9 protein-coding genes are annotated in these 16,885 nt (G+C 71.9%); 1 reads left to right on the forward strand and 8 read right to left on the reverse strand.

Annotated features, from left to right (window positions below; all coding sequences use genetic code 11):
- Nucleotides 1-66: 66 nt before the first annotated feature.
- The 7 genes from E4099_RS15310 to E4099_RS15340 form a co-directional block, all read right to left on the reverse strand.
- On the reverse strand, nucleotides 67-1,635 hold the full coding sequence (locus E4099_RS15310) for a maltokinase N-terminal cap-like domain-containing protein (protein ID WP_135339606.1): 1,569 nt from the start codon (nucleotides 1,633-1,635) through the stop codon (nucleotides 67-69).
- A gap of 516 nt (nucleotides 1,636-2,151) precedes the next feature.
- The gene (gene treS, locus E4099_RS15315; protein WP_135339607.1) at nucleotides 2,152-3,879 is read right to left on the reverse strand and encodes a maltose alpha-D-glucosyltransferase; all 1,728 of its coding nucleotides are present in this window, start codon (nucleotides 3,877-3,879) and stop codon (nucleotides 2,152-2,154) included.
- Nucleotides 3,876-5,879, reverse strand: coding sequence for an alpha-1,4-glucan--maltose-1-phosphate maltosyltransferase (locus E4099_RS15320; protein WP_135339608.1), 2,004 nt, complete (start codon nucleotides 5,877-5,879; stop codon nucleotides 3,876-3,878). The genes treS and E4099_RS15320 overlap by 4 nt, the downstream gene beginning before the upstream one ends.
- Before the next feature lie 354 nt (nucleotides 5,880-6,233).
- Nucleotides 6,234-7,133, reverse strand: a complete 900-nt coding sequence (locus E4099_RS15325; protein WP_135339609.1) for a helix-turn-helix domain-containing protein — start codon at nucleotides 7,131-7,133, stop codon at nucleotides 6,234-6,236.
- A gap of 179 nt (nucleotides 7,134-7,312) precedes the next feature.
- Nucleotides 7,313-8,962 (reverse strand): M4 family metallopeptidase, encoded by a 1,650-nt coding sequence (locus E4099_RS15330; RefSeq protein ID WP_135339610.1) that lies wholly within the window; start codon nucleotides 8,960-8,962, stop codon nucleotides 7,313-7,315.
- A gap of 249 nt (nucleotides 8,963-9,211) precedes the next feature.
- A complete protein-coding gene (locus E4099_RS15335) occupies nucleotides 9,212-10,843 on the reverse strand; it encodes a M4 family metallopeptidase (protein WP_386389570.1) in 1,632 nt (543 codons plus the stop codon).
- A 498-nt stretch (nucleotides 10,844-11,341) separates the two neighbouring features.
- Nucleotides 11,342-13,627, reverse strand: coding sequence for a M4 family metallopeptidase (locus E4099_RS15340; protein WP_135339611.1), 2,286 nt, complete (start codon nucleotides 13,625-13,627; stop codon nucleotides 11,342-11,344).
- A gap of 346 nt (nucleotides 13,628-13,973) precedes the next feature.
- Between E4099_RS15340 and E4099_RS15345 the strand changes: the two genes are divergently transcribed.
- Nucleotides 13,974-14,498, forward strand: a complete 525-nt coding sequence (locus E4099_RS15345; RefSeq protein WP_209446628.1) for a DinB family protein — start codon at nucleotides 13,974-13,976, stop codon at nucleotides 14,496-14,498.
- 322 nt (nucleotides 14,499-14,820) lie between these two features.
- On the opposite strand, the gene E4099_RS15350 is transcribed toward E4099_RS15345, so the two are convergent.
- On the reverse strand, nucleotides 14,821-16,578 hold the full coding sequence (locus E4099_RS15350) for a hypothetical protein (RefSeq protein WP_135339612.1): 1,758 nt from the start codon (nucleotides 16,576-16,578) through the stop codon (nucleotides 14,821-14,823).
- Between the last annotated feature and the right edge of the window lie 307 nt (nucleotides 16,579-16,885).

Raw genomic sequence — 16,885 nt, forward strand, 5'->3', positions numbered from 1 at the left:
GGGAGGCGACGGGGCGACCAGGGCGGCCGGGTGAGCCGGACAGGACACCCGCGGGGGCGGAACGGCTCAGTGTTCGAGCGGCTGGTCGGCGGCGGCCAGCCGGCGGATGGCTGACATCGGCACGGACAGCCAGTCGGGCCGGTGCCGCGCCTCGTACAGCACCTCGTAGACGGCCTTGTCCGTCTCATACGCGCGCAGCAGCTCCGGCTCGTCCCGCGGGTCCGCGCCGGAGGCCTCGGCATAGCCCGCGCAGTACGCCTCGCGGGTGCGCTGGGCCCAGCCGGCGGACCAGTCGGCGGCCCGGTCGCCGCCGTGCCCGGCCGCCACCGCCGGCCCCTCCTCCGTACCGCGGCTCCCCGCCCCTTGGTCCTCCTCCGCGCGGCAGCGCCCCACCGCCGCCGCGTAGTCGAAGGAGCGCAGTATCCCGGCGATGTCGCGGACGGTCGGCTGGGGGCGGCGGCGTTCGGCCAGCGGGCGGGAGGGCTCGCCCTCGAAGTCGATCAGCGACCAGGGTCCGTCGGCCCCGGTCCGCAGCACCTGGCCCAGGTGGAGGTCGCCGTGGATCCGCTGGGCGGCCCAGGTGCGCCCGCCGCGGCCGAGCACCGCCAGGTCGTCGAAGGCGGTGCGCAGCCCGGCGCGGTAGGGGAGCAGGGCGGGGACCGCGGCGGCGGCGGCCTCCAGGCGCTTCGCCATCGCGGCGGCCAGCTGCTCGATCTGCGCCCGGCGCAGCACCGCGGTGGGCAGCGCGTCGGCCATCGCCAGATGCACCTCGGCGGTGGCCCGGCCCAGCGCGTGCGCGGCGGCGGTGAAGCCGGCCCGCTGGGCGAGCGCCTCCAGCGCCAGTTGCCAGCCGTCGGTGGAGCCGGCCAGATAGGGCTGGAGCACCCCGAGGGTGTAGGGAGCGGTGCCGTCCGCGGCCGGGGCGGTCTCGAACCAGGCGGCGGGGGAGGGCACCCGGGTGCAGCCGGTGCGGGTCAGCGCCAGCGGCAGTTCCAGATCGGGGTTCTCACCCGGGCTGACCCGGCGGAAGACCTTGAGAATATACGTTTCGCCGTAGACCACCGAGGAGTTCGACTGCTCGGCCGTCACCAGCCGGGGAGTGAGCACCGGACCGATGGCGGTGGCCGGTTCGCGGACGAACAGCAGCGGCCCCAGCCGCCCCGGCATCCGCAACCGCTCCAGCAGCACCGCGGCCAGCCGGGGGTCGCACAGCGCCTCGTAGACGGTGTAGCCGTGCAGCGGTCCGCCGCTCGGACGGCCGATCAGGCCCGGGGCCAGCCGCGGCGGCAGGGTGGCCCGTACCCCGAGCAGGATCTGGTAGCAGTCGGCCGAGGGCTCGCCGGGGCCGGCGCCGTGCTGCTCGGCGCGGACCAGCAGATGCAGCAGCCCCGGGGTGGCGCCGCCGGCCGGGCAGGGCAGCAGCTCGGTCGCCGAGACCAGCGTGAAGCCGGTGACCGGCCGGCCCTTGCCGGCGAACCAGCGCTGCCGGGGCAGCCATTCGGCGAGCAGCGGGGCGAGTGAGGGCAGCAGTCCGCTCGGGCCGTGGGCATGGGTCACCACGGCGGCCAGCGGCGCCAGTGGCGCTCCGGCGCGAGGGGGCCGCTGCGCCCTGGGGGCGAAGGGGGCTTCCGGCATGGGCGTCGCGTCCTTTCCCCGGGGCACACGACAGATAGGACAAAGTGTCCCGGATGGTGGCATGAGCTGTGCGGCGGCGCGGTGGGGTTACCCCCGGACGGAGTCCGGGCAGGGCGCCCCGGACAGGGCCCGGGGGGACTTCGGGGCGAGGATCGTCCGTACCGCCATCCGGTGGCGCGCGCTGCGGCGGTTCACCCTGGTGACGGACACTCCGATGACGGCGCGTACGGGGAACGCGATGGCCTCGGCGCGAGCGTGACAGGGGGAGCCTGCCCGTGAGCCGGAGCGGAGAACGCCCGCGGGGCCCGCCCGGCACGCGTACGGGCGCCCGGGGCGCGGGTTCCGGACAGGCGCCCGAGGCCCGAGGATCTTCCACGTCCACGAGCGCCCGCGGGGCGCCGGGGCCGGTGAGCGGGGAGGGACCCCCTCGCCCGCCGGTGGATCCCTCCTCGGCCGGGCCGCCGCGCGCACCGGACCGCGCTCGCCGGGCGAACCGGTCCGGGGGCGGCCCGGGGCTCAGCGGGCGGCGGACTCGCCGTGGCGCAGCCGGAACCAGTAGAAGCCGTGCCCGGCCAGGGTCAGCAGGTAGGGCAGCTCGCCGATGGGCGGGAAGCGCACCTGGCCGATCAGCTCCACCGGGACCCGGCCGCTGTAGGTGCGCAGGTCGAGCTCGGTGGGCTGGGCGAAGCGGGAGAAGTTGTTGACGCACAGCACCAGGTCGTCCGGGCCGCCCTCGGTGGCGGGGGTCTCCCGCAGGAAGGCGAGGACGGCGGGGTTGCTGGAGGGCAGCTCGGTGTAGCTGCCCAGCCCGAAGGCGGGGTTCTGCTTGCGGATCTCGATCATCCGCCGGGTCCAGTGCAGGAGCGAGGAGGGGCTGCTCATGGCCGCCTCCACATTGGTGACCTGGTAGCCGTAGACCGGGTCCATGATGGTCGGCAGGTACAGCCGCCCGGGGTCGCAGGAGGAGAAGCCGGCGTTCCGGTCCGGGGTCCACTGCATGGGGGTGCGCACCGCGTCCCGGTCACCGAGCCAGATGTTGTCGCCCATGCCGATCTCGTCCCCGTAGTAGAGGATCGGCGAGCCCGGCAGCGACAGCAGCAGGGCGGTGAACAGCTCGATCTGGTTGCGGTCGTTGTCCAGCAGCGGGGCCAGCCGCCGCCGGATCCCCAGGTTGGCGCGCATCCGCGGGTCCTTGGCGTACTCCGCGTACATGTAGTCGCGCTCTTCGTCGGTGACCATCTCCAAGGTCAGCTCGTCGTGGTTGCGCAGGAAGATGCCCCACTGGCAGCCGGAGGGGATGGCCGGGGTCTTGGCCAGGATCTCCGAGACCGGGTAGCGCGACTCGCGGCGCACCGCCATGAAGATGCGCGGCATCACCGGGAAGTGGAAGGCCATGTGGCACTCGTCGCCCCCGGAGGTGAAGTCGCCGAAGTAGTCGACCACGTCCTCCGGCCACTGGTTGGCCTCGGCCAGCAGCACGGTGTCCGGGTAGTGGGCGTCGATCTCGGCCCGCACCCGCTTGAGCATCTCGTGGGTGCGCGGCAGGTTCTCGCAGTCGGTGCCCTCCTCCGCGTACAGATAGGGCACCGCGTCCAGCCGGAAGCCGTCGATGCCCAGGTCCAGCCAGAAGCGCAGGGCGGCCAGCACCTCCTCCTGCACCGCCGGGTTCTCGAAGTTCAGGTCGGGCTGGTGGGAGAAGAAGCGGTGCCAGTAGTACTGCTTGCGCACCGGGTCGAAGGTCCAGTTGGACTGCTCGGTGTCCACGAAGATGATGCGCGCCTCGGAGTACTGCTTGTCGTCGTCCGCCCAGACGTAGTAGTCGCCGTACGGGCCGTCCGGGTCGGAGCGGGACTCCTGGAACCACGGGTGCTGGTCACTGGTGTGGTTCATGACGAAGTCGATGATGACCCGCATGCCCCGCTGGTGCGCGGCGTCCACGAACTCCACGAAGTCGGCCAGGTCGCCGAACTCGGGGAGGACGGCGGTGTAGTCCGAGACGTCGTAGCCGCCGTCGCGCAGCGGCGAGGCGAAGAACGGGGGCAGCCACAGGCAGTCGACGCCCAGCCACTGCAGATAGTCCAGCTTGGCGGTGAGCCCCTTGAGGTCGCCGACGCCGTCGCCGTTGCTGTCCTGGAACGCGCGGACCAGAACCTCGTAGAAGACGGCTCGTTTGAACCAGTCGGGGTCCCGGTCCTTCGCGGGGGTGTCCTCGAACGTGTCCGGGACGGGCTCGTTGACGGTCATGGTGTGGGTGACCCTCCGATCGGTGAGGACGGTCGCAGCGACAGCACATGGGCCGGAGCCGGCTCCCGGCTCGGATCGAGGCGCACGTAGTTGTCCCTGCCCCAGTGATAGGTCTCGCCGGTGAGCTCGTCGCGCACCGGGAAGGACTCGTGCCACTCAAGGCCGAGCTCCGGCATGTCCAACGAGACCGTCGCCTCCTGGGTGTGGTGGGGGTCGAGGTTGACCACGGTCAGGACGCAGTCCTCCCGGGGCCCGGCCGTCCGCCTGGAGTACACCAGCACCGCGTCGTTGTCGGCCTGGTGGAAGCGGAGTCCGCGCAGCCGGTGCAGCGCCGGATGGCGGCGCCGGATCCGGTTCAACCGGGTGATCAGCGGGGCGATGGTGCGCCCCTCGCGTTCGGCCGCGGCCCAGTCGCGCGGTCTGAGCTGGTACTTCTCCGAGTCCAGGTACTCCTCGCCGCCCGGGTGCAGCGGGGTGTTCTCGCACAGCTCGTAGCCCGCGTACACCCCCCAGGAGGGGGAGAGGGTGGCGGCCAGCACCGCCCGGGTCTCGAACGCCGGACGGCCTCCGCGCTGGAGGTACTCGGAGAGGATGTCCGGGGTGTTCACGAAGAAGTTGGGGCGCATGTACGAGGCCGCGTCCCCGGTCAGCTCCAGCAGGTACTCGGTCAGCTCCCGCTTGGTGTTGCGCCAGGTGAAGTAGGTGTACGACTGCTGGAAGCCGACCGCGGCCAGGGTGCGCATCATCGCCGGCCGGGTGAACGCCTCGGCCAGGAAGACCACGTCCGGGTCGGTGCGGTTGATGTCCCCGATCACCTTCTCCCAGAACACCACCGGCTTGGTGTGCGGGTTGTCCACCCGGAAGATCCGCACCCCGCGCGTCATCCAGAAGCGCAGCACCCGCTCGGTCTCCCGGACGATGCCGCGGAAGTCCGCGTCGAAGGCGATCGGGTAGATGTCCTGGTACTTCTTGGGCGGGTTCTCCGCGTAGGCGATGGAGCCGTCCGCCCGGTGCCGGAACCACTCCGGGTGCTCCTTGACCCACGGATGCTCCGGGGAGCACTGGAGCGCGAAGTCCAGCGCCACCTCCATCCGCAGCTCGCGGGCCCGGGCCACGAAGGCGTCGAAGTCGGCCAGGGTGCCCAGGTCCGGGTGGACCGCGTCATGGCCGCCCTCGGCCGAGCCGATCGCCCACGGCACCCCCACATCGTGCGGCCCGGCGGTCAGCGCGTTGTTCGGGCCCTTGCGGAAGGTGGTGCCGATCGGGTGCACCGGCGGCAGGTAGACCACGTCGAACCCCATCGCGGCCACCGCCGGCAGCCGTTCGGCGGCGGTCCGGAAGGTCCCGCTGACCGGCGGCTCGCCCTCGCGCACCACCGCTCCCTCGGAGCGCGGGAACAGCTCGTACCAGGCCCCGTACAGCGCCCGCTCCCGCTCCACCCGCAGCGGCAGCGGGCGGGAGGCGGTGACCAGCTCGCGCAGCGGATGCCGGTCCAGGGCGGTGCGCACCTCGGCGGTGAGCGCGGTGGCCAGCCGCCGGGCCGCCGGGAGCCGCCGGTCGCGCAGCCCGTCCACCGCGCGCAGCACCGCCTCGCGGCCCTCGCTCTTGGGCACCCCGGCGGCGGCCTGCTCGTGCAGCCGGGCACCCTCCTCCAGCTCCAGGTCGACATCGCTGTCCAACGGGATCTTCACCTCGGCCTGCCGCCGCCAGGTGGCGATCGGATCGCTCCACGCCTCGACCGTGTAGGTCCAGTGCCCCTCCGCGCCGGGGGTCACCTCCGCGGCCCAGCGGTCGGTGCCGGGGGCGACCTCGCGCATCGGTGTCCAGGGCCCGGAGCGGCCGGCCGGATCGCGCATTACGACATTGGCCCGGACCTCGTCATGGCCTTCCCGGAAGACCGTGGCACTGACTTCGAAGGTCTCACCGACCACCGCCTTCGCGGGGCGGCGACCGCAGTCGATGAGCGGGCGGATGTCCAGGACGGGGATGCGTCCGATCATGGGATCACCTGGCGGCGTCGCGGGTTTATGGTGTGTGAAGGCGTTTGTCCTTTGTATCTGCTCCACTGTCTGACGCACGGTCGCGGGCATGACTGCTCCTGTCCGCGTTCACTCTGGTGGGCGGATGGGGTGGGCCATGAGGGGCGTAGGACAGGAGCCCTTCCCCGAGATGCGGGGGGACAATCAGGATCATCGGCGATAATTCCACCGGTACGTGGGCCCCGTCCGGGGCGGGTGTGCCGTGGGGCGCCCGCCGGGGTATGACCCCGTTCAGCCCGTCAGGTCCTCACCGGCCGCCATCCGGCCCCCTCATCCCGGGCCCTGCGTCCGGGCCGCGCCGCCCGGACGCACCGCTCAGTGGCGCTCGTGGGCCGCCGTGCCGGTGCGCGCCGTCCCCGATGCCGCGGAGGCGGGAACCGCGCTCGCGGCCAGCAGCCCCAGTGCCGCCTCGGAGGGCGAACCCGGCCGCGCGCTGAACATCATCAGCGCCTGCCCACCGGTCTCCGGCAGCCGGGCCATCTCGAAGTCGAGCTCCAGCCGGCCGACCAGCGGATGGTGGAAGGACTTGGTGCCGAAGGCGCACTTGCGCACCGGATGGCGCGCCCACAGTGGACCGAACTCCGGGCTGTTCATGGTGAGTTCCCCGACCAGCTCGGCCAGCTGCCGATCGTCGGGGCGCTCGCCGGCCGTCAGCCGCAGCGAGGAGACGGCGCGCCGGGCCTCGCCCTCCCAGTCCGGGTAGAGCTCCCGGGTGTGCGGGTCCAGGAACAGCATCCGCTGGGTGTTGGGCCGGTCGGCCGGGCGGTAGGGGCTGTCCGCCGCCAGGTGCCCGGCCAGCAGGGCGTGCCCCAGCCGGTTCCAGGCCAGCACGTCGAAGCGGGCGTCCAGCACCAGCGCGGGCACGTCGAGGGCGGCGACCAGCTGCCGGGTGCCCCGGCGCGCGTGCTCCGGGCGCGGTGCGGGACGGCGGGCCGCGCCCGCGGGGCGGGCCAGATTGCGCAGGTGGGTGTGCTCGTCGGGGGTCAGCCGCAGCGCCCGGGCGATCGAGTCCAGCACCGCGTCCGAGGCGTTCTGGCTCTGCCCCTGTTCCAGCCGGGTGTAGTACGCGACGCTCACCCCGGCCAGCTGCGCCAGCTCCTCGCGGCGCAGTCCCGGGACCCGTCGGCGGCCGTAGGAGACCAGCCCGACGTCCTCGGGTTGCAGCCGGGAACGGCGGGAACGCAGGAAGTCACCCAGTTCGGCGGGTATGTCCATGCCGCCAGTCTGCCCGCTCGGCGGTCCCGCTGCCTGCCCCTGCCAGGGTCAGGCTCTCGGCCGCCGACCCGACGGCGGACGGCCCGCCCCCGATCCCCGGGAGCGGGCCGCCGTCGTGCGTACGGGCTCTCGACCCGACCGCGCCGGCCGCCGTCAGGCCGCCGGCACCCGCGGCCGCGTCACTTCACGTTGACACCGGCCCAGGCGGCGCCCACCGCCTTGTACTCGGCGCTGGTGCCGCCGTACAGGGCCTTGGCCGCCTTCAGCGTCGCGGTGCGCGCCTGGGCGTAGTTGGTGGTGGAGGTCATGTACGCGGTGAGGGCCTTGTACCAGATCTTCTCGGCCTTGGCGCGACCGATGCCCTTGACGGCCTTGCCGTCGATGGTCGGGCTGTCGTAGGTCACGCCGTTGACGACCTTCTTCCCGCTGCCCTCGGAGAGCAGGTAGAAGAAGTGGTTGGCCGGACCCGAGGTGAGGTGCGGGTCGTCGTCGCCGATGCCGCGCTTCCAGTAGTCGTAGGAGTAGCCGTCCTTGGAGGGCTTGTCCATGTAGCGCAGCGGGGTGCCGTCCCCGTTGATGTCGATCTTCTCGCCCATGAGGTAGTCACCGACGTCGCTGGGGTTCTTGGCGTAGAACTCCACGGCGGTGCCGAAGATGTCGGAGGTGGCCTCGTTAAGGCCGCCGGACTCGCCGCTGTACTCCAGGTTGGCGGTGGCGGAGGTCAGTCCGTGGCTCATCTCGTGGCCGGCCACGTCCAGTTCGGTGAGCGGCTTCTTGTTGCCCTCGCCGTCCCCGTAGGTCATGCAGAAGCAGTCGTCGTCCCAGAAGGCGTTGACGTACTCGTCGCCGAAGTGGACGCGCGAGTAGGCGGCCTTTCCGTCGTTGCGGATGCCCTTGCGGCCCAGGACGTTCTTGTAGTAGTCCCAGGTCACGGCGGCGCCGTAGTGGGCGTCCACGGCGGCGGTCTGGGCGATGGTGGTCTTGCCGTTGCCCCAGATGTTGTCCGCGTCGGTGAACTTCGAGCCCTTGCCGTCCTCGGCGTGCTTGAGGTTGTACGTCATGTGGCCGCCGCGGGCGGTGTCCTTGAGCAGCCAGCTGGTGCCGCTCTTGACCGAGCCGACGGCGACCTTGCCGCTGTACTGGCTGTTGCCGGTGCCGGTCTCGATGGCCTGGCGCTCGTAGAGCTTCGCGCCGGTGTCGGCGTCGGTGATGACGTGCAGCCTGGAGGGCGTGCCGTCCTTCTGGACGCCGCCGACCACGGTCTCGTACGCCAGGGTGGGCTTGCCGGTGGCGGCCCAGATGACCTTGCGCGGGGCGCTGTCGGTGTCGGTCTGCCGGTCGCCGGCGGCCTTGGCGATGCCCAGGGCCTTGCGCTCGGCGCCGGTCGGCGCGACCGAGGCCTTGGTGTCGGCGACCGTGATGGCGGCGTTGGTGGCCTTGGTGACGTCAGTGGTCCTGCCCGAGGCGGACCGCTCGACGATCAGGTCGCCGCCGAGGACGGGCAGGCCGTCGTAGGTGCGCTCGTAGCGGGTGTGGGTGGTGCCGTCGGCGTCCTTGACGACGTCCCGGACGACGAGCTTCTCCTTGCCGCTCAGCCGCAGCGCCTTGGCGGTGGCGGCGGTGCCGGAGCCGGCCTCGCGCAGCAGCTCGGCGCGCTGCGAGGCGGAGAGCTGGAGCGAGGGGGCGCCGGCCGCGGCCGGGCCGGCCGGGGCGGCTCCGGCGGAGCCGGTGGTGGCGGCCGCGGCGATCAGCGCGGCGGCGACGGTCGCCGCGGAGGCGACGAGGGTGGTGCGACGGTGTCGGTGGGCCGATATGGAACCAGCGCGCACGCGGTGTCTCCTTGTTTCTGTGGGGAGTTGGGCAGCCGAAAGGGGCGGGCCAACTGAAACAAAAGGTGCGGACTGAGCCGCATGCTCAAACACACTGCCATCAGACAGGTGTTCATGTCACCGGCGTTTTGTGCGATTTGCGGGGAAAAGTTGGTCAAGGGTCGATCAAATTGACCGAAGGACGACGAGCGGCGCCCGGAAGTGCACATTCCAGGCGCCGCTCAGGGGTGTTGCCGTGCTCGGGTCGGGTTACTTGACGTTCACGCCCGCCCAGGCCGCGTCCACGCCCTTGTACTCGGCGCTGTCCGCGCCGTACAGGTCGGAGGCGGCGCTCAGGGTCGCCTCACGGGCGGCGTGGTAGTCCGTGGTCGAGGTCATGTAGGTGGTCAGGGCCTTGTACCAGATCTTCTCGGCCTTGTCCCGCCCGATGCCCTCGACCGTGGATCCGTCCGCGGTCGGGCTGTCGTACTCCACGCCGTTGATCTCCTTCTGGCCGCTGCCCTCGGACAGCAGGTAGAAGAAGTGGTTGGCGACGCCGGAGGAGTAGTGCACGTCGACGTCGCCGACGCCGTCGTACCAGTCGTCCTTGGACGCGCCGTCCTTGGAGGGCTTGTCCATGTAGCGCAGCGGGGTGCCGTCGCCGTTGATGTCGATCTTCTCGCCGATGAGGTAGTCGCCGACGTCCTCGCTGTTGTCGGCGTAGAACTCGACCGAGTTGCCGAAGATGTCGGAGGTGGCCTCGTTCAGGCCGCCGGACTCACCGCTGTACTCCAGACCCGCGGTGTTCGAGGTGACACCGTGCGACATCTCGTGGGCCGCGACGTCCAGGGCGGTCAGCGGGTGGCTGTTGCCCTCGCCGTCGCCGTAGGTCATGCAGAAGCAGCTGTCGTCCCAGAAGGCGTTGACGTAGTCGTTGCCGTAGTGGACCCGGGAGTACGCGCCGACACCGTCGCCCTTGATGCCCGAGCGGCCGTGCACGTTCTTGTAGTAGTCCCAGGTGGCCGCGGCACCGTAGTGCGCGTCCACGGCGGCGGTCTGCTCGTCGTCGCCCTGGCCGTTGCCCCAGGTGTCGTCCTCGTCGGTGAACGGCGAGCCCTCGCCGTCCTCGGCGTGGGCGAGGTTGGTGGTCTTGTGGTTGCCGCGCTCGGTGTCGGTCAGCGTGTAGCCGCTGCCCTCCTGGGTGGTGCCCAGGTCCACCTTGCCGCTGTACTCGCTGTTGCCCACACCGGTCTCGATGCCCTGGTACTCGAAGAGCTTCTTGCCGGTGGTGGCGTCGGTGATGACGTGCAGCTCGTTGGGGGTGCCGTCCTTCTGGACCCCGCCGACCACGGTCTCCCAGGCCAGGGTGGGCTTGCCCGCGGAGGCCCAGATGACCTTGCGCGGGCTGCGGTTGGGCTTGGCCTGGGTGGTGTCGTCGGCCTTGGCCAGCTTCACCGCGGAGGCCGAGGCCGTGGCGGGGGCGAGCTTGGGGGTGAGGGAGGCGACCGCGATGGTGGCCTTGGTCGCCTTGGTGACGCTCTTGACCTTGCCGGAGCGGGCCTGGTGCACGACCAGGTCGCCGCCGAGCACCGGCAGGCCCTCGTAGGTGCGGTTGTAGCGGGTGTGCATGGTGCCGTCGGCGTCCTTGACGACGTCCTTGACGACCAGCTTCTCCTTGCCGCCCAGGCCGAGGGCCTTGGCGGTGTCCGCCTTGGTGGCGTTGGCGTCGCGCAGCAGCTCGGCGCGCTGCGAGGCGGAGAGCTTGACGGCCGTGGCACCGGCGGCGCGGTCCTTGACCGGCGCGGCGCCGGCCGAACCGGTGGTCATCCCGGTGGCTATCAGGGCCGCGGTGGCGACCGCGGCACCCGCCACGACGGCCGTGCGGCGCTTGCGGGCGTGCATGGGCATGCGAGAGGACTTGCTCACGCTGAAACTCCTCGTTGCTGTGGGGGGTGGGCAGGGCGGCGGGAGAGCCGTCCGGCCCGAACAAGAGGTGTGGTGCGAAGTGCTCCGGCAGATTGTCATACAAGTTGTGTGGGTGTCACGAGGTTGACGCCAAGTAAAGATGGAATTTTGTTCGCTGCCCGCCCTCCGCCCTCCGCAATCCGGACGTCCCCGGCGGCCTTCGGGGCACCGTCCCCGCCGCCCGCGACGGCCCAACTCCCCAGGTGGGACGGCCTGTGCGGCGCCGCACCGGGCCAAGGCGCCGTACGCGAGAAACCGCCGCACCGGGCGGAGGCACCGCGCACAGCACAGCGCCGCCCGGGTCCGGCGGTCCGGGGGACTGGCCCTCGGACCACCGGGAACTCCCGGGCGGCGCCGTGTGGTTCAGTGGTTCAGCGGTTCGGTGGTTCCGCGGTTCGGTCTCGGGGCGCTGCCCCGGTGCGTACCGCGTGGCTGCTAGAAGGTGAGCTTCCAGCCGTTGATGTAGCCGGAGTCACCCGAGTACATGTCCTGGACCTTCAGCTTCCAGGTGCCGCTGGCCGGGACCGCCGAGGCGTTGACGGTGTACGTGGTGTTCACGTTGTCCGCCGAGTCGCTGACGTTGGCGCTCTTCAGCCGGTAGGTGGTGCCGTTCGGGGCCACCAGGTCGATCACCAGGTCACCGCGCCAGGTGTGGACGATGTCCACGCCCACCTGCAGGGCGCTGGAGGCGTTGCCGGTCCGGCTGACGTTGATCGAGGAGGTGACCGCCGCACCGGCGTCCGGGATCGCCACGTCGGTGGTGTTCTCGAAGACGTTGCCGCCGGTCGTGCTGACCGCCCAGGTGAAGGACGCGGTGCCGGTCTTGCCGGCCGAGTCCTTGACGGTGACCGTCACGTTGCTGTTGCCGACGACGGTCGGGGTACCGGAGATCAGGCCCGTGGAGGCGTTGATCGACAGCCCGGTGGGCAGCCCGGTGGCCGAGTAGGTCAGCGCGCCCGCGTTGGAGCTGGTGGCCTGGATCTGCAGGCTCACCGCGGTGTTGACGATGCTGCTCTGGTTCCCGGGCGGGGTGACGGAGACCCCGTCGACGATACGGGCGCCGACGTTCACACCGGCCCAGGCGTTGGCCACGTTGTTGTACGTGGCGCTGCCCACGCCGTAGAGCTGACCGGCCGCCCACAGGGTCGCGTCCCGCGCGCCCGCGTAGTTGGTGTTGGAGGTCATCTTCTCGGCCAGCGCCTTGAACCAGATCTTCTCGGCGGCGGCCCGGCCGATGCCGGTGACCGGCAGGCCGTCGGAGGTGGTGCTGTTGTAGGTGACGCCGTTGATCACCTTGGTGCCGCTGCCCTCGGAGGCCAGGTAGAACCAGTGGTTGGCGATGCCCGAGGAGTAGTGCACGTCGACGTTGCCGACCCCGGAGTACCAGGAGTCCTTGGACGCGCCGTCCTTGGAGGGCTTGTCCATGTAGCGCAGCGGGGTGCCGTCGCCGTTGATGTCGATCTTCTCGCCGATGAGGTAGTCACCGACGTCGCTGCTGTTGTTGGAGTAGAACTCCACGGCCGTGGCCATGATGTCGGAGGTGGCCTCGTTCAGACCACCGGACTCACCGCTGTAGGTCAGGTTGGCGGTGGCCGAGGTGACGCCGTGCGACATCTCGTGGGCGGCCACGTCGATCGAGGTCAGCGGCGCGGCGTTGCCCGAACCGTCGCCGTAGGTCATGCAGAAGCAGGAGTCGTCCCAGAACGCGTTGACGTAGTTGTTCCCGTAGTGGACCCGGGAGTACGCGCCGACACCGTCGCCCCTGATGCCCGAGCGGCCGTGCACGTTCTTGTAGTAGTCCCAGGTCAGCGCGGCACCGTAGTGGGCGTCCGCGGCGGCGGTCTGGGTGTTGGCCGCGGTGCCGTCGCCCCAGACGTCATCCGCGTCGGTGTACAGCGTCCCGGTGCCCGAGGAGCCGTGGTTCAGGTTGTACGTCTTGTGGTTGCCGCGCCCGGTGTCGGTCATGGTGTACGAGCCGGAGCTGCCCGAGGTGCCCAGCTGCACCTGGCCGCTGTACTCGGTGTTGCCGACACCGTTCTCGATGCCCTGGTACTCGAAGAGCTTCTCACCGGTGTTGGCGTCGGTGATGACGTGCAGCTGGTTCGGGGTGCCGTCCTTCTGGAAGCCCCCCACCACCGTCTCGTACGCCAGGACCGGCGTGCCCTTGGCGGCCCAGATCACCTTGCGCGGCGCCTTGGAGGCGTCGGCCTGCTTGGCACCCAGGGTGCGCGCCGAGGAGACCGCGCTCTGCTCGGCGGCGGCCGCCTTCACCTTCGGGGTGAGGGAGGCGACCTTGATCGCGCGCTTGGTGGACAGCGCCACGTCCTTGACCTTGCCGGTGTCGGCCTTGGCGACCACCAGGTCGCCGCCGAGCACGGGCAGGCCGTCGTAGGTGCGCTCGTAGCGGGTGTGGGTGGTGCCGTCGGCGTCCTTGACGACGTCCTTGACGACGAGCTTCTCCTTGGCGCCCAGGCCCAGCGTCTTGGCCGTGGCCGTGCTGGTGGAGCCGGCCTGGCGGATCAGCTCGGCGCGCTGCGAGGGCGAGAGCTTCACCGGCATGGCGCCGGGGCGGGCCTTGGCGACGACCGTGCCGGCCGCCTTGGCCTGGCCGTCGTCGGGGCGAGCGGAGGCGGATCCGGCCTGGATGCCGACGGCGAGCATGGCCGTAGCGGCGACCAGAGCGCCGGCTGCGACGGTACGCCGATGGGGGGTGGGTCTCACGCTGACTCCTTCTGCGAGGCCGTGCTGCACGGCCGGGATCAGACCGGGCGGGAGGGGTCGCCGTCCGGCAGAGCAAGGCAGAGCACAGTGCGTTCGGGTGACATGCCACCCGAGCATGGGGGAGGTACCGATAACGCGAAGGGCACCGGCCGCTCAGCGATTGCTGTGGGGGGGCTGCGCGTATCGGCGTGGGAAGACTGCCACCGGCACGGGCTGATTGTCAGGGGCGCGACAATAAGTTGGCGGGAAAGTGTCCGTTGACGAAACAGTCGTGTCCGTTTTGCGGAACGCTCCCCGCACGCCCCGGCGGCTACCCCGCGCACCCCCCAGGACGTAGCATCCGGCCATGACGGAATTCGCCATCGCCCGCCCTGAGCCCCCGAGTTCGCTCTCCGACCCGCGTGAGCTGGTCGATGCCTACCTCGACTACTACCGGGCCGAGCTGCTCCGGAAGTTGGACGGGCTGTCGGCGAAGGATTTGCGCCAAAGTCGACTGCCCTCTGGCTGGACGCCGCTGGAGTTGCTGGGGCATTTGACGTGGGTCGAGCGCCGCTGGTTCCAGTGGGGGTTCGCCGCCGAGCCACAGCAGGACCCCTGGGGCGACCGCGGCCCGGACGACCGCTGGCACGTCGCCGACGAGGACACCCTGGAGACCCTCACCGCCCGCTTCACCGCGCAGTGCGACGCCTCCCGAGCGGTGGCCGCCGATGTCCCCACCGAGCGCCGCGCGGCCGTCGGCGGCCGTTTCTCCACCGAGGCCGAGGCCCCCTCGCTCGGCTGGATCCTCTTCCACGTCCTCCAGGAGTACGCCCGCCATGTCGGGCAGTTGGACGTGGTCCGGGAACTGGCCGACGGGCGGGTGGACGACTGAGCGACCGGCCGGCCGGGGATGGTCCACCGGCCGGCCGGCCGGAACCGGGTTGCCGGCGGCCCCGGGGGTGTCGGCGGGGCCCGGCCGCGGCGCGAGGCCGATCGCGCCGGCGAGCCCGGCCGTTTCCGGCCCTGGCGGCGCCGGAGGGCCCACGCCCCCGTTTTCGGGGCTCCGGCAGCATCGGAGGGCCCGGCCGCGGCGCGAGGCGATGGACCCGCCCGCCGTCAGCCGCCCTGCGCGCCGGGCGGCTGACGGGCCTCCGTACACGCACGGCGGCCGACGAGCGTCCGTCCGCGTGACGGGCGGCTGGCGGGCGTCCGGGTCAGCCCGCGGGGGACCAGACCCGGACCGTGGCGCCCGCGGCCTCCAGGTCCCGGCGCACCGAGGCCGAGGGCTCCTCGGAGAACACCTGCACGACCCGCCAGCCCCGGGCGATCAGCCGCTTGTCCCTCGCCACCTGATCGGCCCCGATCTCCGGCTTGCCCTCGGCCAGTTGATAGCCGACGCGCTTGTCGAAGTTCACGATGTCGGCCTTCCCGGCCACCCCGGTGATCTTCCTCATCATCTCGGCGGACGTGAGTCCGCGTGCGCCCTTCCCCCACCGCCAGCCGTCCTCCTCCCGCAGCCCTTGGGCCCGGGCGAACCTCTCGGTGAGCCCTCCGCCGCCGGCCCCGTCCGCCAACCGGTCGGAGAGCCCCGGTACGCCCACGTCCTGGCCGTACCGCCGCGCGTCACGGGAGATCTCGCGCAGCACCCGCGCGATGTCCGCCTGCACCATGGCGCTGGCCGTGCCGCGGGCGTCCGCCCGCACCAGGTGGGTACGGGGGTTCCGAGACGGCGGGATGGTGAACTCGGCGCGGCAGCTCACCTGGGCGGTGCCGCCCGGCGACATGCCGACCGTCTTCACGCAGCGGCCCACCTGCCGCCCGTCCAGGGTGATCCGAATCGTCACCCGGGCGGCCACATCGCCGTCGCCGCCCTTCCCCGAGAGGGTGGGGAGCACCCTGTTCCGGATCTTCACCCGGGCCGTGCAGCCGCCGGTGTTGCACGGCTTCAGCCTGACCTTGCCGTCCGCGGAGATCCGTATGCCCGCGTCGATGGAGTCGCGCAGCGCCCGTACGTCCTTGTCCACCTCGCGCCGGAAGCTCTGCCGCTGCTTGTCGTCCACCGTCGGCAGATCCAGCGAGTACGAGGGCTCGCCGGCGGCCTTGGCCCGCACCGGCCGCGCCCCGGCGACCCCGGAGTCGCGGACCGTGTAGCCGGCCCGCGAGGCCCCTTCGCGCGGGACCAGCAGGGTCGGCAGCGGCCGCACCGAGGGGAGCAGCGAGGGCAGCGGAGGCAGCGAGGGGTAGGAGGGGATGCCGGTGGGCAGCGGCGGCATCGAGGGCAGGGACGGGAGGCCGGTCGGCGGCGCGGTGGGCGCCCCGGTGGGCGGAGCGGACGGCGAGGACGAGCCGGGCCCTTGGTCCCGCGCGGTGACCGGCACCATCCGCACGATGCGCAGCGGCGGTTTCGCGGTGAGGTACACGATCCGGGTGGGGGTCGTGTAGCGGCGCACCCGCACCCCGTGGAGGGTGGACGGCGAGCCGCGCCGCACCTGCCGGCGGTCCGCGGCCTGCCGCAGTTCGCGCGCCACCGTCTCCGGGGCGAGCTTCGACATCTCCTCGGCGCCCGGGTTCACCTCGGAGGGGAGCTTGATCCACTTGCCGGAGTAGGCGGACCGGGTGTCGGAGGCGGTGCCGAACCGCTCCCAGTAGCTGTCGCCGCCCTTGATGAAGGACTTCCCGTCGACCGTCATCGTCGCCAGGGCCGCACCGTCGTCGTCGGTTTCGGCGAGCATGGTGCCGCCGGGCCCGAAGCGCAGGCTGAGCTGCGAGGGGCCGAGCAGGGGGTCGGTGTAGCGGCCCTCGTAGCGGACCACCCCGCCGGACAGGAGATTGACGGACGCGGCCGTCATGTCCTCGGCCGCGATGACCGCCGGATCCTTCGGCGCCGCCTGCTTCTCGTCCTCGGGGAGCAGCACCGCCAGCAGTGTCCCCACCACCGCCAGGACCGCCCCGATCGCGACGCCCGCCAGCACCCGGTTCCGCCGACCGCGCGGCTTGCGCGGGGCAGTCGGGGGCTGACCAGGCGGCGGAGGGAGGTCCGGCGCGGGCGGCTGTGCGGGCAGCGGGAAGCCTGGCGGCTGCGCGGGCAGCGGGGACCCCGGTGGTTGTGCGGGTGGGACATGCGCCCCACGAGGTGCCGCGGGGGGCATTCCCGGCGGCGGTGCGGATTCCGCGGGAGGCGGGAAGCCTGGCGGCGGTGCGGGTGGGCCGTATGCCCCGGGCGGTTCCGTGAGGGGAGGGAACCCCGGCGGTTGGGCGAGCGGGGAGGGTGCCTCGGGC

Origin of the sequence: Streptomyces palmae (genome assembly GCF_004684805.1) — a bacterium.
Lineage (GTDB): Bacteria > Actinomycetota > Actinomycetes > Streptomycetales > Streptomycetaceae > Streptomyces > Streptomyces palmae.